The organism is Pedobacter gandavensis (assembly GCF_032678465.1).
Taxonomy (GTDB): domain Bacteria; phylum Bacteroidota; class Bacteroidia; order Sphingobacteriales; family Sphingobacteriaceae; genus Pedobacter; species Pedobacter gandavensis_B.
This window is the reverse complement of the sequence record NZ_JAVTSK010000003.1, coordinates 230,419-254,009: the sequence shown is the minus strand read 5'-3', so window position 1 is coordinate 254,009 and position 23,591 is coordinate 230,419. Positions and strand designations below refer to the sequence as shown.

Here is a 23,591-nt window from a genome sequence, read left to right as displayed (position 1 = left end):
AACAACTTAGTTTTTCTTATCCCACCATAACTTCGTACCACCATTATCGGCACCACCACCTAGCAAGGCAACGGCTTTAGTGACCTCTGCAAGGTTGTTTTTATACTCATCGTCAGAGAAAGGCAACCTGCGGATTTGCTTATCGGTATCGATCGTTCCGCCACTTTGATTGGTCACCACCGGGAAGATTTTAGGATAACCGGTACGTCTGAATTCCGACCAGGCTTCCTGTCCATCCGGGAATACAGCGATCCATTTCTGGGTAATGATACGTTCCAATTTCTGCTCCTGAGTAGCTGCCTCTTCCCATTTCACAGTAATTTTACTCAGTAATGGTGAATTCGCTGCCACATTATTAGCAGGATTAATCGGGTCAGTATATGCCGCCATGGTTCCGGTATTATTTGCCAGATAAACATCTAATCCACTCGCGTTCACCTGTTCAAAAGAAAGCTTCACACCTTGCTCATAGAAAGATTGTGGAGTTCCTCCCATATTCCATCCTTTTAATGCGCCTTCAGCGCGAAGGAAGGACACCTCAGCCGCACACATATACTGCACCGGAGTACTTTCTTTTAAACTCGAAGAAGAAGATTTAAGGTAAGCATCTGGTTTACCACTAAAAGCGATTCCACTACGAACCCCTTTATAATCTCCGGGAACAACTGTAGAAAGGTTATAATATTTGCTTAAACGGGGATCAGAAAAACCTTTCAGAATAGACTCTGCGGAAGCATTCATTCGGGTATCATTATAAGAAATGTCATCTACCCAAAGACCATTTCTGGTAGGTACACCTTTACCGGCTGTCACCAAAGCATTGTCTGAATTACCAAGCATTAATCCATTAGGATCATTCACAGCCTCTTCAGCCTTGGTTTTTGCCAGTGCAGGATCTGCATAAGAGATACGAATGGCCAATCGTAATTTCAGGGAATTGGCAAATTTAAGCCACTGTCTGATATTTCCATCGTATACCAAATCAAAGCGGCTTAAGGAATTGTCTGTCGGATTTTTGGCAAGAAACTCTGAAAGTACTTTTATGGCCCCATCGAGTTCGCTAAAGAAGGTTGTGTATACTGTTTTCTGATCATCATAAGGCGTACTCAATACCCCTGTTCCAAACCTGGTATACGGAATTGGACCGTACACATCTGTTACACGGTGCATACCTTCTACTTTCAAAATATCCGCAACTGCGATGAATTGAGGATTCGCAGTAGCCCGCTTGTGCACCTCTCTCCAGCTGTTCATAATACCACTATAGCCCACTTTAAAAGGCCATAAATTCCATCCGGTTTTCATAAAATAGGTAGAGTTATTTGGTCCACCAAAATCGCCCGGAGGGGCAAAATACCCAGAAAAAATATCGGCGTTCAGGTTCTGCTGAAGCTGATAGATATAATCATCATTGGTTTTACAGTAAAAGACATTGACCTGCATTTCCGGAAGAAAGATTCCTGCAGAAATATTATCCTTTTGCAAATCTTCATCAGTCAATCCATTTGGGTTGGTATTATATTCGTCGTATTTTTTTGTGCAGGAGGTTTGAGCCATGACAAAGGTTAAGGCCATTAAGGCGCCCAGTCTGGTTTTTTTAATTAAGGTTTTCATATATATCAGAAATCTTAGTGCTTAAAAGGTGAAATTAACGTTGAAACCAATGCTTCTTAAACTTGGCATTGCGAAATCGTCGAAGCCTTGGTAGGCATTCCCGGTTAGGGTGATCACATCGGGATCAAATGGTGCTTTCTTGTAAATCATCCAAAGATTTCGGCCGATCACAGAGAACTGTATCTTTTGAATCTTATTGTTAAATACTTTAGCCGGGATGGTATATCCGAGAGAAAGTTCGCGCAGGCGGACGTTAGTGGCACTATAAACATAAGGAGTGAGTTCAGAAGAGATCCTAGCGTAATAATCCTGGGTTACATCTACACCATTGGCCATGATTCCACCGGCATTACGACTATCGGCAGTTCTCTGCGACATTCCGAATTTATCTAAGGTTTTTTCAGTGTTAGAGATGACCTCACCACCAATTCTACTGTCGATCAGGAAGTTCAGGTTAAAGTTTTTAAACTTAAATCCATTGTTCATACTCAACATATATCTTGGGTTCACATTCCCTCCGTTAATGAAATCACTTGAATATTGCGGCAGGCCTTTATTGTCTAAAATAAGTGCTCCATTGGCATCCTTAAGGAAATCCTTCACCTGAATTTCACCATAAGACCCTCCTTTTCTGATCACAGAGGAACCACCTAGTTTCACTTCTTTTACATCAATGAACTGACCTGTGGCAGGATCATTATAACTGTATAGTTCAATGATTTTGTTGCGATTGAAGGAGAAGTTAATATTTGGTGTCCAGCTGAACTCACCAAATTCTGCACGGTAGCCAAGGCTCATTTCCAGACCTTGATTTTGCACATCACCAGCATTCAAATCATAAGTTTTATAGCCTACGGTCTCTGAAACCGTCACACGGAAAAACTGGTTCACTGTATGAGTTTTGTAATAAGTTGCATTTAAGCTCAGTTTGTTATCCAGGAATCTCAGATCTGTTCCAATCTCAAAGGATTTACTACGCTCTGGTTTCAGGGTAGTGAATGGTTTTCCGGTAAAAGGAACGATGGCACCACCTGTGATTGGATAACTAGGATTAGTCGCATAAGCGTAGGCCTGAGGAATCGCATTTCCTACTTCCGCATAAGAAAGTCTCAGTTTTGCAAAAGAGATAAATTCAGGCAGTTTAGTCATTTCACTTACCACAGCACTTAAACCTATTGAAGGATAGAAGAAAGGTTTAGGCAAAGTCGAATTCCAGTCGTTACGTCCGGTTACATCCAAGAACAGGTAATTTTTATAACCTAGTGTTGCAGTCATAAATACAGCCTGATTTTGTTCACGGTAAGCATTAGGAACTGGCTTTAAATTGGCCTGAGTTACGTTCAGTAAACTGAAAAAATTAGGCACTTTGAAAGGATCCAATGGGCCTCCAATGGTTAAACCGTTGGTGGTTAAGTTCTGAATACTGGCACCAGCGGTCGCATTCAGACTAAACTCGCCCAGAGTTTTATTGAAGTTCAATAATAAATCGGCATAAGTCTGACTGTTTAAATTGTCCATATGCGTATAATTCCCATTTAAACTGTTTCCTGATAAATTAGGCAAAGTAGTTGCATATACTTTATTATCGCCCTGATCAGTACTTCTATCCATTCTCACACGCCCTTGCAAATTCAGGAAGTCTGTAAAGTTATATTTAGCTGTGAATGAACCTACTACCCTACTTCTTTTCACATCAAAAAGATTGCGGTTGGTGATCCAATAAGGATTTTGCATAGAGATTCCAGCATCACCATATGGCCAGTTTTGTGTATTGATCTTACGGATGGGATCGTACACTTCATAATTTTTCACCTGATTGAAATCTTCGGAAGCACCAGGAAACAAATAAACTGCGGTTAGGGGGTTGTAATATTGACCCTGTCCGGGCATGTTCTGCATTTTCTGATAAATATATTCTGCTCTGGCATCAAGATTCAGCTTATTGTCGAAATAAGAGGAAGTATTTCTAAAAGAGAAGTTATAACGATCCAGCTTATTGTTCGGAATGATCCCTTCAGCATTGGTAGCTGCAGCAGAAAAAAAACTTTGGTTTTTCTCTGTGCCTCCGGAAATGGAAAGTGCATTGGTGAACGTTTTCCCGGTTTGGAAGAAATCATCTGGCGTATAACTTCCTGGATTTGCCGCTTTTGGGCCCCAACCATTGTAAGCAGGTGTCGCGCCAGCTTTTGCTGGTGCAGGGGTGCCATAGGTATTTTGCGTATTAGGTAGCAAAAATGGACTATCGAAAGTAGTGCTGGAATTAAAATTCACTGTGGTTTTGCCCGCTTTACCTTTTTTTGTAGTGATTAAGATCACCCCATTTGAAGCTTGTCCCCCATACAGCGCTGATGCTGAAGCCCCACTCAATACACTTACCTCCTCGATATCTTCCGGATTTAAATTAGAGATCCCGTCGCCGGCATCACTAATTTGAAAACCATCTGTGGTACCTGGTCCACTTAAATTAGGCAATGGCACCCCGTCAACCACATATAGCGCGTTATTGTTTCCACTGATGGATTTATTTCCTCTCAATACTGCTTTAGTGGATCCTCCAGGGGCAGAAGAGTGGGTTAAAGTTAATCCTGATACTTTACCGGTTAAACTGTTTACAAAGCTTGGATCTTTTACTTCATTGACTTCTTTTGAACCTAGCGTTTGTACATTATAGGTTAAAGATTTAGTAGATTTCTTGATCCCTAGTGCAGTAACCACTACTCCATCCAGGTTTTTCGCATCTTCTGTCAGCTCCACATCTACGGTTCCCTGAGCAGAGACCGTCACTTCCTTACTCAGGTACCCCACATAAGAAAAGATCAGCACATCACCTGGTTTGGCAGTGATACTATATTGTCCGGAAGTGTTGGTTTGTGTAGTCTGTCCTGAGCTTTTCACCTTTACAGATACACCAGGTAAAGTGGCTCCTGTATTGTCCTTTACAGTTCCTTTAATGGTTTCCAGAAAATAAGGTTTGTTGTCCATCTTCTCTAAGGAAGCTGGTCGGAGGGCAGAAATTGCCCTGAATTTGTCGGTCTTTACAGTTGCAAACAAATTTGCAGAAGCGTAAAGTAATAAACACGTCAGTTGTAATGGTTTTCTCATTTCCATTGATACGGTTAAGTTTTTTATTTGGTTAGCTATACCGTTTTATCATTAGGATGATAAAGGCGATATAGGGAAAGACCCAATCCCCAGATAAATTGCCTACAAGAATTTCATTTATTTTGAAGATTATTTTTAATCCCTATCTTGCAGCACTAATTCATGCTAACCAAAAGCCATTGAAAATCGTAAAGCCTGACTTATTCAGTCTGTGGACAAAGATTTGTACCGAAGATGACCTTGCATCTTTCGAGGCCATCTACCATTTACTTGGCGCCAGATTACTCAAGTTTTCTATTTACTATGTTTCCAGCAAAGAGGTTGCGGAGGAAATTGTTTCTGAAATATTTGTGAAATGCTGGGAAAATAGAAAAGCAAATCTGCATGTAATGAACCCGGAAACCTATTTGTTTGCCGCCATCAGAAATCAGAGCTTAAAACATTTAAGAAAGCATAATCAAATGCATCTGGTGGAAATAGAAGATCAACACGACCAGTTATTTGTAGCTGATCATAACCCTCAAAAAGAACTGGAAAGAAAAGAGTTACAGCTAAGACTGGACCAGGCGATTGACACCCTTCCTCATCAGGCAAGATTGGTTTTCAAATTGATCAAGGAAAATGGAATGAAATACAAGGAGGTGGCGGAAATTCTGGAGATTTCTCCAAGGACAGTGCAAACACAACTTTTCAGAGCCATTGCCAAGCTAAGAATTGTGCTGAGCGCTTATCGTGAAACAGACCATAAAAGCTCTTTCCATGACAATGCCTTAAGTTTGATCCTTATATTAAGTCTAACCAATTATATTTTAATCTTTTGTAGGCAATTTTAGAAATTATGGGAACCTTATTAATAACACCCTAAAAGAAAATGAACGATCAAAGATTTACAGAATTGCTGAGTAAGAAGCTGGCAGATGAAATTTCAGTCGAGGAACATAAAGAATTTATGTCTTTGCTGGAAGGTAATGCCTCATATCGGCAAGAATATGAATCCTTAAAAGGTTATTTTGAAGAGGAGACTTTGGGAACGCAAGAAGAAATGGGAGGACTTTTTGAGCGGATCAAAGGAAAAATTGAAGTCCCGGAAAGTGTAGTTCTGGAAAGTATCCATGAAGGTCCGGGTTTCAGAACCTGGTTTAAAATTGCAGCGGTTTTAATGATTGGGATTTGTTCCTTTGCCATTTATCAGTTCTTTATCAAAAGCAAACCAGTACCTGCATTGATTGCCCAGAATTGGAAAACACTGAACACCCCTAGTCGACTGACCCAAAAACTCGTACTTGCTGACGGGACTACGGTTACTTTAAACTCTGAAACGCAACTGAAATACCCTGCTGAATTTAAAGGAGATTCCAGAGAGGTATACCTTAGCGGGGAAGCATTTTTTGAGGTCAAAAAAGATGCCTCACATCCTTTTGTGATCCATACAGATAAAATGAGTATTAAAGTATTGGGAACTTCTTTCGATGTAAAAGCTTATCAAAACGACCGTGATTATACCACAAGCCTGATCACCGGTGCCATTCAGATCCAACTGAAAGGAAATAAACAGCTGATTCTGTTGAAACCGAAAGAGAAATTCAGCCTTCAAAACAAGTTCAGTTCAGGAGCGGATACGATGGCTTACCACGTCAGCACACTAAACTTATTGGCCGAAGGAGAAAACCCGGCTACCGCATTTATGGAAACCTCCTGGTTGAACCATAAGCTGATCTTTAACGAAGAACCTTTTGAAGTACTAGCCAACAATCTATCCAGATGGTATGGCATTAAAATCATCTTCAAAAATGAAAAGTTGAGAAATGTAAAGTTTACTGGTCTTTTTGAAAAGGAAAACCTGAATGAGGCCCTGAAGGCCTTGCAACTGATTGAGTCCTTTCAATATAAAATAGCAGACAAAACTATTTATATTTACTAATTTGGTCTCCAGAGTATAAATCTGGGACCTTTCCAGGTCTTCTCCATGATTTACGAAAATAGGGTCGGAATCAGCATTACCAAATATTAAACTGAGCATGAAATTATCCGGGTGGTTTGTCCTTTTCCTGACATTGGTTGTCGCTATGGACAGCGATGCACAGGTCCGATCAGATCATGTTAATTTAGACCTCAAATCGGTAAATTTCAAGAAAATCATCACTGAAATTGAACAGCAAACTTCCTATCATTTTGTATTTAGTGAGCGTAAAATCCCCTTAAAAAAAATCAGCATTAGGGTCAGGGAAACTTCTGCATTAAAGGTCCTAGATCAGGTCCTGGCACAATCCGATTATACTTATCAGCTTTTAGCCAACCACCTGATTGTGATTCGAAGAATTCAGGAAGAACAGGAATTGAGGATGATCAATGGAAAAGTGCACAATGAATTCGGCCATCCTTTAGCCGGAACTGCAGTAAAAGTTAAAGGGAGCAGTAATTCCAGTATGACCGATGAGCAAGGGAAATTCTCTATTCCAGTATTCAGGAAGTCTATCCTGGAGTTTTCGCAAGTAGGTTATCAAAAAATGGAAGTGCCTGTCCCAAAAGAAAACTACCTTAGCATTACCATGCTGGCTAAAACCAATGAACTTGAAGAAGTAGTAGTAACCGCATTGGACATTAAAAAAGAAGAAAGAAAAATCGGTTACTCCATTTCCACAATTTCTGGGGAATCCATCAGTAAAGCCAGAACATCCAATGCCATACTGGCTTTGGAAGGGCAAGTTTCAGGACTCAATATCAATAGTGTGTACGGTGGTGCTTCTTCCTCGGCTAAAATTTTGCTGAGGGGTGCAGCGAGTATGAATGCCGGCAGCCCTTTATTTGTAGTCAATGGAGTTCCAATAGACAATACCCAGAGAGGAAGTGCCAACGAGTATGGAGGGGCAGATTATGGGGATGGCATCAGCAACATCAATCCAGATGATATAGAGCGCATCACCGTATTAAAAGGGTCGGCTGCATCGGCCTTATATGGCGCACGAGCAGCCAACGGTGTGATCATCATCACCATCAAAAGCGGGACAAAAAATGATACCGCGATTGAATACAACAGTAATCTTTCTTTTGATACCCCGATCAACAACACAAATTTTCAATATATATACGGACAAGGGACGCAAAACCGCCGGCCAACAAACCTCTCCTCAGCCATTGCCTCTGGTGCTTCAAGTTGGGGCGAAAAAATGGACGGCCAACCCTTCCTGCAATTTGATGGAAAAATTTATCCCTATAGTCCGGTAAAAGACAACATTCAGACTTTTTACCGGAAAGCTACAGCCTTTACCAATACCATTTCTTTTAGCGGAGGAAATGAAAAGAGTATGTTCAGACTATCCGCAGCCAATCTGGATCATCAGGCCATCCTGAAAAATGGAAAACTCAACCGGAAAACGATCAATTTATACACCACTTACGAACTGAGTAAACAGCTCAGTATCGCGTTCAGCGGCAACTATATTTACGAGCAAAACAAAAACAGGTCTTATCTCAGTGATGGTACATTGAATCCTAATTATGGGATCGCCAGCCTAGCCAGTTCAGTCAACCAGATCGCCCTTGCTCCAGGATTTGACCCCGTTAGCGGAAGGGAAAGCAGCTGGAATAATGATGAATATAAAACCAATCCTTATTTCATGCTCAATAAACAGCAGGATTTAAGTAACCGCCATCGTTTCATCAGTTCCAGCTCCCTTAAATACAAATTCAGCGATTGGTTATACCTGCAGGGAAGATTTGGCTACGACATCAGTAACGATAAGATCATCAGTATTATTCCATATGGCGCGGGCTTTTCCATCAACGGTCAGGGCGGATTGAATTCCTATAAACGGACACAAATCTCCGAACTGAATAGCGACCTTTTACTTGCCGCTAACAGAAATATCAGCAAAGACCTCAATCTGGATGTTTCTATCGGTGCCAATTACCGAAACAGACAAGGAGAACTTTCTGATGCCCGTGGAAATCAATTCATCATCCCTTACTTGTATACTCCCGCTAATCTGGTTACCAAAGAAGACATCTATTCGCAGGCTAAATTAGTCACCCAATCCGCCTATTATACCTTCGATCTGAATTATAAAAAACTGCTGAATTTCTCTTCGACCGGTAGATATGATGTCTATTCTACCCTTCCCAGTAATAACAGAGGAATTTTTGTCCCCGGCATCTCCGGAAGTTTTATCTTCTCCGACCTGTTACCTACTAAATCCCTGAATTATGGAAAAATCAGAGCCAGCTTTGCCAAAACGAGCGGTGAACCTGCCCAACCTTATACCACCCAGACTTATTACAATACCGACAATCTGATCAATGGGATTCCGGTGGGGAATTACCTCAGAAGCCTTCCCAACTATAGTTTAAAGCCTTTTACTTTGGATGAATTTGAAACCGGACTGAACCTTCGATTCTTTAACAACAGATTGGACCTGGACCTGACCTGGTTTCATAGAACTACTCATAACGAGATTGTAAGTGCCGCACAATCGGTTACTACTGGATTTACTTCTGCTTATGTAAACCTTGGAAAAACCCAGAACAGCGGAACAGAAATCAACATCCAGGGGCTTCCCATCCGATCAGAATGGTTCAACTGGAAAAGCGGCTTCAATTTTAGTCATATCTACAATAGATTGCTTTCTATCGATGGCAGCAGTCAATATTCCTTAACTGGAACTTACCGCCCCCTCAATGCGAATACGGCTATGGTTGTTGGCAAATCCATCACACAAATTATGGCTTACGATTACTTAAGAAATGCGGATGGGAAAGTTATTATCGGTTCAGATGGCATCCCAAAGCGAGGGGAGTTAAAACCTATGGGCAGCACACTACCTACATTTTATGGTGGATTAACCAATAGCTTTGCCTATAAAAACTTTAGCCTTTCTTTCCTGATCGACTTTAAATTTGGCCAGAAAATCTTGTCCGCTACGGAAAACTATGCTTATGTCTCAGGATTCCATAAAGCCACACTTCCGGGAAGAGAAAATGGGGTGATTGCTGAAGGTGTTCAGGAGGATGGCTCCCGCAATACCATCAATGTTCCAGCTTACAACTACTACCCGCAACTGGCCACCAATATCTCTGCACTATCTGTACTAAACGGAAGTTTCATCAAATTCAGACAGTTGATATTTGGCTACCAGCTTCCCCAACGCAGCCTAAGAAATAGTCCTTTCAGCAATATCAGCATTGACCTGGTGGGAAGAAACTTATGGACTTTACTGAAATACACAAAAAATATAGATCCTGAATCGGAGTTTTCTTCCAGTTTAAGCTATGCAGGAATTGAGGGTGCTTCTTTACCCGCAACCAGAACACTTGGTATCAACCTGAATTTTAAACTGAGGTAATGACTCCCTTTAAAAAAGACATGAAATGAAAAAGTACATATTCCTTTCCTTCCTTCTTTTAATCGGCATTCATTTTAGCTGTAGCAAAGCAGAGCTGGACAGGATCAATACCGATCCCAGCAAATCTACAGAGGAGAATTTTGATCCCAATTACCTGCTTTCCAATTCACAACTCCGCTTTGCGAATAAGGGTTATTATCAATTGCTCTACCCCAGCACGATGGTGCAACTTTTGGCTTCAACCTACTATTATTACAATAACGGAGACAAATACATCAATGTAGCCAACTTCACTGATTACCAGGGAAGAATTTTTGACGAAGGTTATGCCGAAGCTTCCGGTATTCGCGAAATGCAAAGAATTGCCAAAGAAAAAGATCCAAAGGCGAACATTAATCTGCTGGCCATCGGCGACATGATGTTCGTCCTGATCTTACAAAGAATTACGGATATGTATGGCGATTGTCCTTACCATGAAGCCGGACAAGGAAGATTAGGGATTAAGTACCCGGTTTACGACATTCAGGAGGACATCTATGACTCCATGTTAAACGACCTTGAGCAGGCTATTAAACAACTTAATCCGGATTTACCAAAGCCCACTGCCGATCTTTTTTACAAAGGAGACCTTACAAAATGGAGAAAATTTGGTTACAGTCTGATGCTTCGCCTGGCGATGAGACTGACTAAAGTTGATCCGCTGAAAGCCAGATTATGGGCTGAGAAAGCTGCTGCCGGAGGTACTTTCATCGACATCAGCGACAATGCCTTCATTACGATGGATGCCTCCAATTACAACAGTCAGAATGGGATATCCCTCGCTTTAAGAACGCTCTCTGATTACCGGGAGGTGCGCTGGAGCAAAACACTTATTGATCAGCTTAAAAAAACAAATGATCCGCGTCTGGCTGCTATTGCAGAAGTACCTGCAGCTGGTTTCGCCAACAACAACAATCAAAATCTTGCAGGAAATACAAATCCGGAATTACAGCAGGGTCTGCCAAATGGATATGACCTTTCAGGTGGAAAAACAGACATTCATCTGGCTCCTGATTATCCCGGTGGAACGGGAAATGACAATGATTTTGCGGCCCTGGGTAAGTATTCAAGGCCAAGAACATCCGTTTACCTCAAACTTGGTGGCCCTATATTTATCATGACTTGTGCAGAAACAGAATTTTTATTGGCAGAAGCTGCATTGAGGGGTTGGGCAGTGAATGGTACAGCCGCTGCACATTACCACAAAGGACTTAGAACTGCACTGCAGGCCAGCGGACAAATGGATCCACAGGCCAATATTCCAGATGTAGCCATTGAAACTTTTATCAGTACCCAACAATTAGATGAATCCACAAAAGAAAAAGCACTGGAAACGATCAATACCCAATACTGGATCAGCACTGGAACCATGTTTAATTTTATTGAAGCCTGGCTCAACTGGAAAAGGTCCGGTTATCCTTTGCTTCAACCAATCAATTATCCTGGCAATGTAACCAATGGTACCATCCCCAGAAGAATGATCTACCTCTCCACAGAAGTATTAAACAACCCTGAACATTATAAGGCAGCCGTTGCGCGTTTGGCAGGCGGTGATGCCCTGACCTCAAGAGTGTGGTGGGACAAGTAAAATCCCCAAAGGATAATGGTCAGACAATTGATCTGTCACCGCATCTTTTACAATAATAGGTTTGATCGCATTTTTCTGTAAATCCGGAGAAACAAAGATATAATCAATTCTTTCTTTGGAAGCGTCCGGAACCGGTCCAAAAACCTGTGTTGGATAACTGAAATTGAACCCCTTTACTTTCAATGTCCAGGTGTCCAGAAAGCCTTTTTGCATTAAATATGCAGGAATGGTATAATCCAGCATCCCATTATTTGTATTGCTGATTTTACTGCTGCTGTCACTGGCTAGCATAGGTCTTAATCGATCATGACGGTTATAAGCCATACTATCCGTTGCAGCCAGACTATTGAAATCACCCATAATCATGACCTTTTTGGTTAGAGACCAGCGATCCAGGCTATCAGTAATAGTCGCGATTTCTTCCCTCCTTTTTTCATGAGAAAAAGGAGATAAATGAACCACTACAAAGTTCAGATCTTTAATTTTCGCAGCCATAAAACCATGATGCATTCCTTCAATTACTTTCTTCACATCCGTAATCGGATATTTTGAAGAAATCCCTACCGCATATCCCTTTTCTTTAACCAATGCAGTGTATGGATGGTCAATAGCCAGCCCTAATGTTTGTAATTCCTGAGCCGTAATATTAACCAGTTCCTGATAGGCAATGACATCCGCTTGCTGGCCTTTTGCCCAGGATATAAATCGAGCTTTACGCTCCACTTCACTTTCGAAATAGTTATAAACGTTATAAGAAATGATCTTTAGTGGGCTTTGTGCATGCAATAACTGAGCTGCCACCATCATGAAAATAAAAAGGGTAATGCGCTTCATTTCGCCAAAATAGGAGAATATTTATAGAATCATTCGCTTCCTTTGTAAAAATTTGGCAAACTCCTTCCCCATGAGCAAGAAACCATTCCTGAATCTCATCGGTTTTCAAGGAAATTTAAATATCAAATAAATTAGTTTTTTTACCATATACGCTTCGATTTTTACAAGCAGAGAGCTGCATCAGCATACTATCAATCTTTACGCTTAATGCATTAACCATCAAAGAGGATATGCTCAGAAGCATGGCAGAAAGTACCTGGAACCTATCCTTTTATATATCTACAAATTATAAATTCAAACTAATTGAATCATTGCGAACAAAGGAAGATCAGCATTCCCCATAATTTACAAAAGGTTTTCACATGTAACTATTATTATTAAATTGCATTATAGTTAATTGAAAACTCATTCATATCATCTAAAACATGGCTCATTTGAAGTTAATAAAAAAAACAATCTTGATCATACTGCTTTGTTCAACACACCTGTTAACGCAAGGCCAAGAAGAAATTACTTCATTGAAAAGTATAGCGAATCTTTGTATGCCAGACAGCTCATATATGTTTTCATCAGTATTTATTGTCAATGAAAAACCTAAGATCCTGAGTACTTACAGACCAGGTAATGAGACAAAAATGAAACTCGTTGCAATTGCTTCCTCAGATCTCGGTAAAGGCAAAATATTAATTCTTGGATCATCTGCCTATTTCAAAAAACCTATGATTAACGACGCTGAGGTGATCAAAGGCATTGATGGTATTCTCAATTGGGCTAAGCCTTCGAACAAGCCTGAAAGGCCTTTAATAGGAATATACGGTGATGGCATGGAAGACTTCCTTTCTTATATTAAAAACAAATCCAATTGTTATCAGATCGACGGAAAAATAATCAGGAAAAAAACCGCTGTTATCTTCTTAACTCAAGATATTACTGATTCTTTAATGTTGAAAAATCTCCATCAATACATCAAGCGTGGTGGAACTCTGGTTTTTGGCTCTCCTTATGGAGAACTGAGCTGGGATAGGAAAAGTAGCTATCCGATCATCCAAGACCTAAAAATAAACTCATTATTTCTCAAGGCTGGTTTTTGCAACAATCCGAACCGGATGTTTGCCGCCAGATTTACAGAAAAAAGGTTATCCGCCGATACCATTCCTCCATATTTACATCCTCAGACTTTGTTGCCATGGTTAGCCAAGAACGATCCAAATAAAATAGACTACCTGTTACAACCTCTATTCATTGACCCAACTATCAAACTCATGGTTGATCATAATGAAGTTAATTCTCACATTTTGAAACAAGTAAAACAGGTTTTTAAGTATGCTGACAGCAGCTTCTTCCCATCAAAAGAAAATCCAGTAAAAATCAATAACAATGAACAGGTTTGGGGATACAGATTCAATCAGTTATTAGCTGAAAAAAAATATGTAAACAAAGTAGGGGCAAAAGCAGAAAACTACATCAATTTTCCAGGGAAAGTAACCAAAGAATCTCCAAGAATCAAAAATGAAGAAGTAACCATTCCAGTAAGAGTAGGCAATCAGGGCCTATCAGAACCACATCCTACCTACTTTCGCCCACATAGCACTGGTTTTTACGTGCCAGCAGGTGAACGTGTTGTGATTAGTTTGAACAAATCCTATACAACACAACAATTAAAAGCTCAAATAGGAGTACATAACGATGATATCTCCGAATTGGAGGTGATTACACGAGACGGATCTGATCTTACCCGAACCTTTGAGTTAAACAAAACAAAAACAGAAATATATTCGCCTTATGGGGGATTGTTGTTGATTTCAATTCCTGATAGCAGTACACTGAAAAGTGTTGGTTTTAGTCTGACAGGTGCTGTTAGGGCTCCCCACTTTGACCTTTATAAAACTAGCGAGGAAGAATGGCTGACAACGATTCGCAACTATCCGGCACCATGGGCAGAATTAGCTACAGAAAATATTGTCTTCACAATTCCTTCAGCACGGATTAGAACATTAGATCAGCCCGGAAGACTTCTAGAGTTCTGGGATAAAGTTATGAATGCCAATGCAGAACTGGCCGACATATCTCCAAAAAGAGTTCATCCCGAACGTATTATTGTAGATTCTGACGTTGCTTATGGCTATATGTTTACCACAAGAACAAAAATTGTTGTACCTGATGACGAAAGCACTGAACTGATGCTAGATGTCAATAGGTTAGAAAAAGAAGGATCCTGGGGTCACATTCATGAGATAGGGCATAGACACCAGTTTAAGGATATTGATTTCTCTGGACTGACAGAAATTACAGTAAATCTATTTACATTATTCACGTACCATCAGGTATTGAATCAAGGGCTGTTTGACAATGAAAAATTCCCGAATAAACAAGCCTTAACAAATAAAGTAGAGTCTTATCTTAAAACTTCTCCCTCATTTAAAACATGGAAAAAAGATTCCTTCCTTGCTCTGAGTATGTACGTTCAGTTAATCGATTCGTTTGGATGGGAGCCCATAAAAAAAGTTTTCAGAAAATATAGAACACTCCCAAAGGAGGCATACCCCAAGTCTGATCAGGACAAAATAGACCTGTGGTTTACCAGCATATGCGATGCAACCAATTCTAATTTAACGGATTTTTTTGACATTTGGCAAATCCCTGTCTCAAAGGATTCAAAACAAAAAGTAAAAGAATACAAAACTTGGTTACCTCAGGAAATGTTGAAATATAGCAAATAGACGAGTTCCCTTTGATGGGGATACTGGATCCTTTTATATGTGTACTGATGTGAAGCAGAGAGAATTTACCCAAACCAATGCAACCACTGACAATCCTGCCAGTCGGTAAACATATGAAAGATCAAGCCAACCGCAATGATTCTGGTCTTAGGGAAGAACAATAAGACAAAATATACAGCAATTGCATAATAGGAATGCAGTGGATGATAACCTACACTGCACCTTCCCGGATCAAAAATCGGTGTGGCCAGCAGATGATCTGCATCTACCAACATTGTCGCAATCATGATCAGCCAGGCTTTCTTCCATTCTTTTCTAAAAAAAACGTACGCAATTAAGCCTGGCATTAAAAAATGCATACTGTAGTGTACTACAGGCTTCAGTATGTTCAATAAATCAGAGCTCATTTCCCAGGTTTGGTTCTTTTCAGGATAGGTTTGTGATTAACCAAAAAGCTCAGAGCTTAAATAACGATCACCTCTGTCGCAGGCAATAAACACAATCACTCCAGAACTCAGTTCTTCCGCCAGTCTCAATGCACAGGCCAATGCGCCACCACTGCTCATCCCGGCAAAGATCCCTTCCACTTTAGCTAGTTTCCTGGTCATTTCTGTGGCTTCTACCTGAGAAACATCCATCACACGGTCTACTCTGCTGGCGTCAAATATTGCTGGCAAATAGGCGGTTGGCCATCTGCGAATCCCTGGGATTGACGATTCTTCTGTTGGCTGACAACCCACAATCTGGATTTCCGGGTTTTGTTCTTTTAAAAACATAGAATTCCCCATGATGCTCCCTGTAGTACCCATTGAACTGACAAAATGAGTAATCTGATGGTTCGTATCTTTCCAGATTTCCGGACCGGTAGTTTTATAATGTGCCAGGTAATTGTCTGGGTTAGCAAACTGGTTTAGCAGGAAGTAACCCTCCTGTGCACCTTTTTCTTCTGCATAATCCCTGCAGATCTCTATAGATTCCAATAAAGTCACCTTTGCACCATAAGCTTCCATTGTCAGCGTACGTTCTCTGGTAGAATTCAGAGGCATCACTAATTCAATTTCTATCTCATAAATACTTGCAATCATCGCCAATGCAATTCCGGTGTTGCCACTGGTTGCTTCAATCAGCTTTGTTCCTTTTTTGATGTCGCCGCGTTCTATCGCAGAGCGAATCATATTCAAGGCTGCTCTGTCTTTTACACTTCCTCCAGGATTGTTCCCCTCCAGTTTTGCAAAAATCTTCACATTTGGATTGTTATGCAATTTCTGGATCTCTACTAAAGGGGTATTTCCTACAAATTCTATGATGTTTCCCATGATATTAGTCTTTTTGTCTGGTCTCAATTACTTTAATGGATGATTGGTGATAAACGGTAGAATTTGAAGGCACGGATTTGGTTAGCCATACGTTTCCACCGATAATGGAGCTTTCGCCAATAATGGTCTCTCCACCTAAAATTGTTGCCCCGGAATAGATGATTACCTTAGCTTCAATCGTTGGATGACGTTTGGTGTTGGCCATATACTTTTCTACACTCAATGCGCCTAAGGTAACGCCCTGATACAATTTAACGTGATCCCCGATGATGGTGGTTTCCCCAATTACAATCCCAGTTCCGTGGTCAATATATAAGTATTCTCCGATTTTAGCTCCAGGGTGGATATCAATTCCTGTCTGAGAATGTGCAAACTCGGTCAATATTCTAGGGATTAATGGTACATCCGCTATAAACAAAGCATGTGCAATGCGATACATTGATATCGCCATAAAACCTGGATAAGTCCTGATGATTTCAAATTCACTTTTAGCAGCAGGATCGCCAGTTAAAATTGCAGAGATATCGGTATTCATCTTACGATACAACTCGGGTAATTCCTTAAAAAAACGATGAGAAATTTCTTCATTATTACAATCTCTGCAGGCTTTAGTTGAGTTTAACAATGCAGTTAGCTCCAGTTCCAAGGCAGCAAGATGATGCTGAATTTCCTTTAATGTATATTTTGGAAAGGTAGAACGTTCCGGGTATACCATACTCATCAGATTGGTAGCCCAAGCGGCAATGACCGCATTGGAAGGCACTGCTTCAACATGGTTTTGCTTATTGAAAATATGAAGATAAAATTCTTCGCTCATCGTAGATTTTATTACTGTTTTGTTTGAAATTGTAAAGGAATGAAAATTATTACAAATAAAAAGAGGAGATAACTGATTTTAAGCCATAACCTCTCCTTATGACTTTAAGGTTAACAATTATTAAAGCTATATTCGCGTACAAAATTTACATTAAAGCTATTTGCCTGAAATATGTCCGAAGCATTTGAAATACTATATTTCTTCAATACCCCTTTCAATTCTATAGTCGAGATTAAACGACGCAATTTTGATCCGGAAAGCGACCCATCAAAGGTATTTTTCTGGATTTTATACGAAAAAAAAACCCATAGAATTTATCCTTTGCAATTTATTTCCATGAAGGATGAACATTTATTGCAGGAACGCGTTTTTAAACAAGGTACTTTTTCTTTTAATGAAGAAGAAGGTACTTTTTTAAACAGCAGTGATCAGGCAAAAATGATCCTAAAAAGAATGCCGGGCGCTACAATCACCCGATTATTGAAACTTAGGATTGAAGAATTTTTACTGACACTAGATAAACAAACCGAAAAGCAATTAGAAAAACTACTGTAGTATGAGAAAATGGCTCTTGATATTATTCCTTATTCCCCTTGTATTTATAGCTTGCAACAGGAACAAAATAGTTAAAATAGAAAGAGACATCACCATCACACCAAAAAACTCCGTGACCAGGCTGGCAATAGACAGCCTGCAAATGGAACAATATATTGCCAATCAAAAACTGACAGACAGTGCAGCCCAGTATTTAAGAAATTTTTACAACAGCCGGAACTTTCAGTATGCCTGGCTGGGCGAAAAAGGATTGACGGAACAGGCCCGGGTGTTTTATCAATTGAACAAAGACTACGTTGATAACTTCCGCGACAGTTCTCTTTTGGATGTGGATCTGGACAAAAAGATGGAACTCCTGATGAGAGAAGATACTACTTTCAAAAAGTCCGACAGCAGTCTGAACAATCTAGAACTCAAATTAACCAGTCATTTCTTCAATTATGTAGCCGCTGCTTATGAGGGTAAAGTAAACCCCGAAGTGATTCAATGGCATATCCCCAGGAAAAAACTTAGTGCTGTTGTCTTGTTGGACTCCTTAATGGCAAACAAAAATGTAAAGGCTGAGGAATGGGAACCCGTAAATCAACAATATAGACAACTAAAAAAAGAGTTAGAAAAGTACTATACAATCCAAAAAGAAGGAGATTGGAAAGCCATCCCATTAGGTAGCCAGAAAAAATATCAACTTGGAGATACTGGTTTAACGGTTAGCCTGGTTAAACAACGTTTACAGCTTCTTGGAGATACCTCGCTGAAAGACAGCTTACCGACATTTGATGCCAAGTTAAAAACCGCTGTCAAAAACACCCAACAGCAATATGGACTTCGAAGCACTGGAACTATTGATGCCGCTTTATTAAAAGAATTGAATGCTCCGCTTCAGCAACGGATTGAAAAAATGCTCATTAACCTGGAGCGCATGCGCTGGATGCCAGTGATGCCTGGGGGTAAAAGCATCCTGGTAAATATTCCAGAATATCAGCTCCATATCATTGAAGACCATAAGCAAGTATCCAATATGGGGATTGTAGTAGGTAAAGCTGCCAATAAAACGGTGATCTTTAGCAATAAGCTGAGAAATATTGTATTCAGCCCATATTGGAATATCCCTGCCAGCATTGTACGTGCAGAGATTCTTCCTGCGATGAGGCAAAATCGGAATTACTTACGCAGTAAAAATATGGAACAGATTGGAACCAGCAATGGCCTTCCTATGATTCGTCAGAAACCCGGCGATAACAATTCTTTGGGTCGCGTAAAATTTCTCTTCCCTAACAGTTACGACATTTACTTCCATGATACTCCTGCAAAATCATTATTTGCAGAAGAAAAACGTGCTTTTAGTCATGGCTGTATCCGCTTGGCTCAACCCGTTAAACTCGCAGATTATCTATTGGCAGATCAACCTGAATGGACACCGGAAAAGATTGCCAAAGCGATGAAGAGCACAAAAGAGATTTGGGTGACACTTAAAAAGCCAGTACCTGTATTTATTACCTACTTCACAGCCTGGGTAGACCCTAATGGCAGATTGAATTTTAGAGATGACATCTATGGCCATGATCAAAAAATGGCAGAGCAATTGTTCCTTGCGACCAGGTAAAAAGAAAAAAATAATGCACAAAAAAAAACTGCCCTTGAGGGGCAGTTTTCACAATTTATATTGAGGAAATTTAAATCACCTTAACATTTACTGCATTAAGACCTTTACGACCTTCTTCAACATCATAAGAAACTTTATCGTTCTCACGGATGTCGGCTAATAAGCCAGTTGAATGAACAAAGATTTCACTTTCGCCCGAGTTTGGAACGATGAATCCGAAACCTTTAGTTTCATTAAAAAATTTTACTACTCCTTCTTGCATTGTATTTTTTATTATAATTAATAGTACAAATGTAAGTATAAATAATTGCAATTCAGTTATTTCATAAAATATAATTTCATTAATACCTGAACTTCATGGTGATATAGGGATAATACCCCTCTTTAGAATGAGCGAGTTGCGCCTGAACCACTGTTAAAATGGCTGGTGCATAGTACAATCCGGCACCATAGCTGTAATGCCATACATCCGACTGATCATCTTTAGTCCATACCCTTCCAGTATCAAAGAAGGCCGTTATTCCAAATTGTCCGGGTAATATATAGCCTCCAACATTGGCTAGTTTTGTCCGAAGTTCCAGATTATTGTACAAGCTATGCTGTCCACCGAAACGGAAAGAACGGAATCCCAATAAATTTCCTTCTCCACCGATAAAATTAGACTGATAAAAACTCTGATTTCCAAAAGTAAGCCCTCCTCCCGTCCGATTTGCCAATACAAAACGTTTGGAATTTCCAATTCGATGATAAAATGCATAGCTGGCAGTCAGCTGTACTGAAGATTCCGCAGCAGAATTTAGACCTATATAAAACCTTAACCTGGTATCCAGAAAACTTCCTGAAGAAGGCAGTATTTCATTATTTCTGGTATTCCTCTTAAAGCCAATTTTGATCCCGGCAAACCATTTGTTCTGACTGATTGTGGCACTATCCGGCGAATGAAGCATATTGGTATTACTGATAAACCGATCGTTGTTATCATCCCTGTTATAGCGGTAATATTGAAGTGTAGGTCCGGCAGTCCAGGTATTCTTTTGACTTCTCCACCTTAAGGCAGGATCAAAATCGTATAAACTAAACCTGGCCCTATAGTACAATATATAGTCTCCATCCTTATTATAGGGTGTTTCATTTCCCAAACCAAAGAAATTTTGGGAATTCTCTGGCGCAAATGCACTGGCTTGCAGTACAATATCTGCTTTTCCTAAGGCCTGAAACCACTCACTGGAATAATTAAAGCTAAATGCATTCGTTCTGAAAGAATGCAGGAAGGCAAAAGAATGTACATTTCCAAATGGCAATTTCCGAAAACCCGGACTCATTATTTTATAAGACAAGCCCATAGAAAGTCCGTCATCCGCATTAAAGCCCGCATTCAGTAAAGTCATATTCCGGGAATACAAGTCTGTGGGGACATAATGTGTGTTATTCGTATCATTTGAAATATGTTTATTCAACCTCGAAGAGAGCCCGGCATAAGTAATTCCTTGTTCCATCCCATAAAATGGCACCTTATGCTTGGCTTGCTGAATGTCATAAAATTTCAGACCATCTCCATTGACCATGCGGAGGCGAATATTAGCGTTTTTATTATTGAGGATTACTTTATCATTTCCATCCCGGACGTACAGCCGGATTTCTTTAGTCACCGAAGGTTCGTAATTGCGATTAAAAATCTGTTCTCCAACCTGACCGTTTTTATCTATCTTTCTGATATTGATATTCAATCCAGAAACACCGCGGTCACTGATCTGCACCAATTCATTTTTGTTACTTCCTTGCACATCGACGATCCTGTTCATGAAATGATAATAGGTTTTCATCATTTCCGGCAGGCTTTTTCGTCTTTCTTTTAACTGAGACATTAATTGATCATGACGAAGCGAATAGCTAGGTTCTGGCAAACGTTTTAAAGCATGCTCAAAAACCTCGTCGGTCATCACCGAAACAAATTCCTGAATGATCTGATTCCACTCTTCCTCATCCATTGTTCCAAGGATCCGGCCATACAAACTTCTACCTTCCCAAAAAAACCAGTTGATATTCTGCACATTGCGTTCGTAGCCCTGAATCATGGGCAACAACCAGGATACCTGAGCAAACCTGGGAATCAGTCCCTGAGATAAATAATACACCATATCGCGGTCACGGGGGACCACCACATAACGAATCCCCAGTGCTGTTTTTTCAGGAATCCAACGCCATTGATCTTCATGCCTGTCCCAATCTCCCAGCAGATAATCCAAAGCTTTTGCTTTCAATAATAAGTGAGCATCCGCCGCATTGTCATTGTTTTCATTGAGCTTTCTCAACATTTTCTCTGTATTGTCGGTATCCCCCTCAGGTTCTCTTTCTTCCAGTAAGCATAAACTATTTTCGAAAACTGGGGCAAACTCTCCCAGGGCTTCATCAGGGAGCACCCAGCCAATCATTGGGTTGCTATGAGGAATCCCTGCCACATCTGCAAAAACTGGCACAACCAGTGCAGAAAAAGGATGCTGAGCGGACATATTATCTTTTACGATATCCTTGGCAAAAGTAGCCTGTAATTCTAAAGGCAACAATACTTCAGGGTATTTCTCCACAGAACGTAAAACCCATTCCTTCCCCTGTTTATCTTCCATTCTTAGGGAATGGGTTTGATTTCCTCCACCCCTTTTGATGGGCGTCAGTCCACCTCTGATCTCAGACACACGAATAACAGGTACCCTTGTCTTATCGGCATATTCCTTTCGGTAATTCTCACCAAAAAGAAAACGATGAAATTTCCCTACCTGGTCATACTTCGGATAAATACTTACATCCAGGGAATCCTGAGCATGACAATAAAGCGCAGAAAACAGGAAGGCTGCACAAAGTAGATGTTTTACCATAATGTCATTTTATAGCGGACTACATTTTTTTAAAATGCCTTGAAATCCAAATCGCAATCATCCATTTCATCATTTTTATTTCCTCCCTTTTATAAATCTATTGAATCAGCTAAAGGTATTCTTTAACACCGCCTTTCACTCTTGACCTGTGATAAGAAATGAACAAAAAAAACAATGTACTGTTCACTTAATCTTCCGATATTGAATTGTATAAAAAACCCAGTAGAGTTGAATTTGTTTTTAAGCGACATTATTTAGTATAAAAAACTTAATTCAAAATGATTTGAATCCAAGCTCAAGATCTTTTATCCGGGGGGATAGTCGGGAATGTCGCCAGGATAAAAACAAAATATTGTAATCCAATTCGCATTGGCCCATGGAAAGGACACCTTTACAAACAGAATTAATACCTTACGCGTCATCCTGTCCGACTATGGATCAGGAGTTGATTAGTGTACTCACAAAGTTATGCTTTGAAGAGGAAGAGCAGGTATCATCCGATCTCTTGTTTGTGTTTAGCTCTAATGTTAAACACAAAGAAATTGCAAAACTGATTACGCAGCAAATCGAAGACCACCAGGTAAAACAAGTGATCATTACCGGTGGGATTGCAAATTATGGGAACTCGTATCAGCACAACAAACCCGAATCTGAATCTATTCACGCCTGTCTCCCGGTCCAATATCAGGATGGCAACATGTTACTGGAAACCCGTTCAAAGAATATGCTGGAGAATATCATTGAAGCACAAAAATTAACAGATTTTGAAAAGGTAAAATCGATCAGCTTCATTTGCCATGGCTATGCCAGCAAAAGAGCGAGGTTGTCCCTACAACATTTTTTTCCTAACTCGAGGATTCATTGTATTCCATTTCCATTGCCATCAGACCGGCACGAATATCCGATCGACCCTGAGCATTGGTTTAAGACCAGATATGGGCAAAGCCTGATTCTTGGTGAATATTTAAGAATGATTACCTATGGAAACAGAGGCGACTTTTCCCTTTCCGAAGTACAAACCAAATTAAATCTTGTAGAAGCCTTATTGTTAAACAAATAAGCTACAACTGAGATTCAAAATCTGATTTATACAGATCCTAATTCCTTAAAAAGGATTCCTGAATTACGAAAAGAATACAATTCTTATTTGAGCAATTGAGGAAATCTTTGCACCTTCGTAGCACAAAAACC

Annotated in this window: 16 protein-coding genes; 8 read left to right on the top strand and 8 right to left on the bottom strand. The window is 40.1% G+C overall.

What is annotated here, in order from left to right; translation table 11 throughout:
• Window positions 1-6 precede the first annotated feature (6 nt).
• Window positions 7-1,614 (bottom strand): RagB/SusD family nutrient uptake outer membrane protein, encoded by a 1,608-nt coding sequence (locus tag R2Q94_RS07225; protein ID WP_316820777.1) that lies wholly within the window; start codon window positions 1,612-1,614, stop codon window positions 7-9.
• 21 nt (window positions 1,615-1,635) lie between these two features.
• The gene (locus tag R2Q94_RS07220; RefSeq protein WP_316820776.1) at window positions 1,636-4,722 is read right to left on the bottom strand and encodes a SusC/RagA family TonB-linked outer membrane protein; all 3,087 of its coding nucleotides are present in this window, start codon (window positions 4,720-4,722) and stop codon (window positions 1,636-1,638) included.
• Window positions 4,723-4,895: 173 nt separating this feature from the next.
• On the opposite strand from R2Q94_RS07220, the gene R2Q94_RS07215 reads away from it, so the two are divergent.
• From R2Q94_RS07215 to R2Q94_RS07200, 4 genes are all read left to right on the top strand, one after another.
• The gene (locus R2Q94_RS07215; RefSeq protein WP_316820775.1) at window positions 4,896-5,549 is read left to right on the top strand and encodes an RNA polymerase sigma-70 factor; all 654 of its coding nucleotides are present in this window, start codon (window positions 4,896-4,898) and stop codon (window positions 5,547-5,549) included.
• Between the two features lie 38 nt (window positions 5,550-5,587).
• Entirely contained in the window at window positions 5,588-6,637 is a 1,050-nt protein-coding gene (locus R2Q94_RS07210) for a FecR family protein (protein WP_316820774.1), read from the top strand.
• Between the two features lie 97 nt (window positions 6,638-6,734).
• Window positions 6,735-10,055, top strand: a complete 3,321-nt coding sequence (locus tag R2Q94_RS07205; RefSeq protein WP_316820773.1) for a SusC/RagA family TonB-linked outer membrane protein — start codon at window positions 6,735-6,737, stop codon at window positions 10,053-10,055.
• Window positions 10,056-10,080: 25 nt separating this feature from the next.
• Complete coding sequence (locus R2Q94_RS07200; RefSeq protein WP_316820772.1) at window positions 10,081-11,682, top strand: SusD/RagB family nutrient-binding outer membrane lipoprotein; 1,602 nt, start codon at window positions 10,081-10,083, stop codon at window positions 11,680-11,682.
• Here R2Q94_RS07200 and R2Q94_RS07195 read toward each other — a convergent pair.
• On the bottom strand, window positions 11,659-12,516 hold the full coding sequence (locus tag R2Q94_RS07195; RefSeq protein WP_316820771.1) for an endonuclease/exonuclease/phosphatase family protein: 858 nt from the start codon (window positions 12,514-12,516) through the stop codon (window positions 11,659-11,661). The two genes, R2Q94_RS07200 and R2Q94_RS07195, sit on opposite strands and share 24 nt — an antisense overlap.
• A gap of 560 nt (window positions 12,517-13,076) precedes the next feature.
• Between R2Q94_RS07195 and R2Q94_RS07190 the strand changes: the two genes are divergently transcribed.
• On the top strand, window positions 13,077-15,236 hold the full coding sequence (locus R2Q94_RS07190) for a M60 family metallopeptidase (protein WP_316820770.1): 2,160 nt from the start codon (window positions 13,077-13,079) through the stop codon (window positions 15,234-15,236).
• Window positions 15,237-15,301: 65 nt separating this feature from the next.
• Here R2Q94_RS07190 and R2Q94_RS07185 read toward each other — a convergent pair whose 3' ends face one another.
• The 3 genes from R2Q94_RS07185 to epsC are packed head-to-tail and all read right to left on the bottom strand — an operon-like array spanning window position 15,302 to window position 17,369.
• Window positions 15,302-15,643, bottom strand: coding sequence for a DUF6122 family protein (locus R2Q94_RS07185; RefSeq protein ID WP_316820769.1), 342 nt, complete (start codon window positions 15,641-15,643; stop codon window positions 15,302-15,304).
• Window positions 15,644-15,679: 36 nt separating this feature from the next.
• A complete protein-coding gene (cysM, locus tag R2Q94_RS07180) occupies window positions 15,680-16,552 on the bottom strand; it encodes a cysteine synthase CysM (protein ID WP_316820768.1) in 873 nt (290 codons plus the stop codon).
• 4 nt (window positions 16,553-16,556) lie between these two features.
• Entirely contained in the window at window positions 16,557-17,369 is an 813-nt protein-coding gene (gene epsC / locus R2Q94_RS07175) for a serine O-acetyltransferase EpsC (protein ID WP_316820767.1), read from the bottom strand.
• Window positions 17,370-17,540: 171 nt separating this feature from the next.
• Between epsC and R2Q94_RS07170 the strand changes: the two genes are divergently transcribed.
• Window positions 17,541-17,924, top strand: a complete 384-nt coding sequence (locus R2Q94_RS07170; protein ID WP_316820766.1) for a hypothetical protein — start codon at window positions 17,541-17,543, stop codon at window positions 17,922-17,924.
• Between the two features lies 1 nt (window position 17,925).
• A complete protein-coding gene (locus R2Q94_RS07165; protein WP_316820765.1) occupies window positions 17,926-19,527 on the top strand; it encodes a murein L,D-transpeptidase in 1,602 nt (533 codons plus the stop codon).
• A gap of 70 nt (window positions 19,528-19,597) precedes the next feature.
• On the opposite strand, the gene R2Q94_RS07160 is transcribed toward R2Q94_RS07165, so the two are convergent.
• Window positions 19,598-19,789 carry a cold-shock protein gene (locus R2Q94_RS07160; protein WP_062549601.1) on the bottom strand — a complete coding sequence of 64 codons (192 nt, stop codon included), beginning with the start codon at window positions 19,787-19,789 and terminating at the stop codon, window positions 19,598-19,600.
• A 79-nt stretch (window positions 19,790-19,868) separates the two neighbouring features.
• Complete coding sequence (locus R2Q94_RS07155) at window positions 19,869-22,400, bottom strand: BamA/TamA family outer membrane protein (RefSeq protein WP_316820764.1); 2,532 nt, start codon at window positions 22,398-22,400, stop codon at window positions 19,869-19,871.
• A 376-nt stretch (window positions 22,401-22,776) separates the two neighbouring features.
• Here R2Q94_RS07155 and R2Q94_RS07150 point away from each other — a divergent pair, with 376 nt between their 5' ends.
• Window positions 22,777-23,460 carry an ElyC/SanA/YdcF family protein gene (locus R2Q94_RS07150; protein ID WP_316820763.1) on the top strand — a complete coding sequence of 228 codons (684 nt, stop codon included), beginning with the start codon at window positions 22,777-22,779 and terminating at the stop codon, window positions 23,458-23,460.
• Window positions 23,461-23,591 lie beyond the last annotated feature (131 nt).

Excerpts from the sequence above, each read along its gene's own strand:
- R2Q94_RS07195 (WP_316820771.1), bottom strand. The coding sequence starts at position 12,516 with ATGAAGCGCATTACCCTTTTTATTTTCATGATGGTGGCAGCTCAGTTA.
- R2Q94_RS07155 (WP_316820764.1), bottom strand. The coding sequence starts at position 22,400 with ATGGTAAAACATCTACTTTGTGCAGCCTTCCTGTTTTCTGCGCTTTAT.
- R2Q94_RS07190 (WP_316820770.1), top strand. The coding sequence starts at position 13,077 with ATGTTTTCATCAGTATTTATTGTCAATGAAAAACCTAAGATCCTGAGT.
- R2Q94_RS07225 (WP_316820777.1), bottom strand. The coding sequence starts at position 1,614 with ATGAAAACCTTAATTAAAAAAACCAGACTGGGCGCCTTAATGGCCTTA.
- R2Q94_RS07210 (WP_316820774.1), top strand. The coding sequence starts at position 5,588 with ATGAACGATCAAAGATTTACAGAATTGCTGAGTAAGAAGCTGGCAGAT.
- R2Q94_RS07160 (WP_062549601.1), bottom strand. The coding sequence starts at position 19,789 with ATGCAAGAAGGAGTAGTAAAATTTTTTAATGAAACTAAAGGTTTCGGA.
- R2Q94_RS07150 (WP_316820763.1), top strand. The coding sequence starts at position 22,777 with ATGGAAAGGACACCTTTACAAACAGAATTAATACCTTACGCGTCATCC.
- R2Q94_RS07165 (WP_316820765.1), top strand. The coding sequence starts at position 17,926 with ATGAGAAAATGGCTCTTGATATTATTCCTTATTCCCCTTGTATTTATA.
- R2Q94_RS07170 (WP_316820766.1), top strand. The coding sequence starts at position 17,541 with ATGTCCGAAGCATTTGAAATACTATATTTCTTCAATACCCCTTTCAAT.
- cysM (WP_316820768.1), bottom strand. The coding sequence starts at position 16,552 with ATGGGAAACATCATAGAATTTGTAGGAAATACCCCTTTAGTAGAGATC.
- R2Q94_RS07200 (WP_316820772.1), top strand. The coding sequence starts at position 10,081 with ATGAAAAAGTACATATTCCTTTCCTTCCTTCTTTTAATCGGCATTCAT.
- R2Q94_RS07220 (WP_316820776.1), bottom strand. The coding sequence starts at position 4,722 with ATGGAAATGAGAAAACCATTACAACTGACGTGTTTATTACTTTACGCT.
- epsC (WP_316820767.1), bottom strand. The coding sequence starts at position 17,369 with ATGAGCGAAGAATTTTATCTTCATATTTTCAATAAGCAAAACCATGTT.
- R2Q94_RS07185 (WP_316820769.1), bottom strand. The coding sequence starts at position 15,643 with ATGAGCTCTGATTTATTGAACATACTGAAGCCTGTAGTACACTACAGT.
- R2Q94_RS07205 (WP_316820773.1), top strand. The coding sequence starts at position 6,735 with ATGAAATTATCCGGGTGGTTTGTCCTTTTCCTGACATTGGTTGTCGCT.